The organism is Oleiphilus sp. HI0079, assembly GCF_001635105.1.
Map to the genome: position 1 here is coordinate 1 of NZ_LWFT01000197.1, position 993 is coordinate 993.

Genomic DNA, 993 nt, shown 5'->3' on the forward strand with positions numbered 1-993 from the left:
CATTGTTTTCAACGCGGTATTTTTCAATGATTGGAAACGCGCCGAAGGCGACGCTTGTCGTAATTGTGATGATGGCGAGCGCTATCAGCAGTTCGATAAGGGTAAAGCCAAAATGGCTTTTGGGTGTCGTGAGCATATCATCAGTCCTTTGATGGTTTGTTCGTACGAGAAAGGTCAAATTGTTGCGAGTTCGTCCTGAACTCAAGCTCCATTTTCTTTTCTCAGCGCGTAGAATACAAGGCTCGCCTAAATGATTAGGCTCCATTGGTCAGATTCTAGAAATACTTTAAAGGTTTCCTGTTAATGAAAGTTGTCGTGGTTGGTGGTGGCGCAATAGGGATGTTACAAGCCCGAAGTTTTGCCGGAGAAGGCTACGATGTAGTCATTGTTGACAAAAGTGCGCTTGGGCGAGAAGCGAGCTGGGCTGGTGGCGGGATTATTTCACCACTCTATCCTTGGCGTTATTCGGAGCCGGTCACCGCACTAGCTTCACGATCGCAGGCGTTGTATCCCGATTTAGTGGCGGCACTGCATCAAGAAAGCGGCATCGATCCGGAATACTCTGGCCATGGTTTGTTGATGTTGCAGGTTGAGGGGAAAGATCAGGCGATCCGTTGGGCTGCCAAGAATGGCCCTTGGCTAGAAGAGATTAAAGCTGCGCAATTGTATGCACTCGAGCCTGCATTAGGGCAAGGCCATGAAAGCTCACTATGGATGCCGAGCGTAGGAAGTGTGCGTAACCCGCGCTTGTTGAATGCCCTACGTGCACTCATGCATGAACATCCGGCTATCGAAGTGATCGAGAATGATGGGCTGGCGCGATTTGATGAGCGTGGCGTCACCTTAGAATCTGGCAAGCGCGTAGACGCTGACAGCGTGGTATTTTGTTCTGGTGCGTGGACGTCTTCGCTCCTGCCGAATCAGCGCATAAAGATTGAGCCGGTAAAAGGCCAGATGATTGTCTTTGATGCACCGCAGGGTTTTGTAAATCGT

At 49.9% G+C, this 993-nt stretch carries 2 protein-coding genes; one reads left to right on the forward strand and one right to left on the reverse strand.

Annotation, left to right across the window (positions count from 1 at the left end; all coding sequences use genetic code 11):
- A partial coding sequence (locus tag A3750_RS27260) for a prepilin-type N-terminal cleavage/methylation domain-containing protein (RefSeq protein ID WP_156498337.1) occupies positions 1 to 265 on the reverse strand: 265 nt, incomplete at its 3' end.
- Positions 266 to 303: 38 nt separating this feature from the next.
- Between A3750_RS27260 and A3750_RS02825 the strand changes: the two genes are divergently transcribed.
- Positions 304 to 993, forward strand: a 690-nt coding sequence (locus A3750_RS02825) for an FAD-dependent oxidoreductase (protein ID WP_156498338.1), incomplete at its 3' end; no start/stop codon positions are given.